Consider the following 328-nt stretch of genomic DNA (forward strand, 5'->3'; position numbering starts at 1 on the left):
GGTTATCACCTTTTGAAGGACTGCCTGTCCTTGGTGACATTTTCTTTTTTGTCCCCGGTTTTGTTTGGTTACTCGCTAAAATTTCAGTCTTTCTTTTTGTTTATTTATGGGTACGCGCCACTTTCACACGTTATCCCTATGATCAACTTATGCGTTTAGGATGGAAAGTTTTGATCCCGGTGACCATTGTATGGGTTATTGTTCCGGCCCTAATGGTTGTAGCTGAACTTAAACCTTGGTTTTAACCAGTCAACTGAGCAAACAAATTACCCAGTCCAGTCGATAACAAAGCCATTATCAACAGTAACTGCTGCCATTGCGGTGAAAT

General features: G+C 41.2%; 1 protein-coding gene. It reads left to right on the forward strand.

The genetic code is table 11. The features are described from left to right. A partial coding sequence (locus ACN4Z1_RS15985) for an NADH-quinone oxidoreductase subunit H (protein WP_419423059.1) occupies positions 1-245 on the forward strand: 245 nt, incomplete at its 5' end. Between the last annotated feature and the right edge of the window lie 83 nt (positions 246-328).

Origin of the sequence: Legionella sp. ST3F1, from assembly GCF_048553315.1 — a bacterium.
Classification (GTDB): domain Bacteria; phylum Pseudomonadota; class Gammaproteobacteria; order Legionellales; family Legionellaceae; genus Tatlockia; species Tatlockia donaldsonii.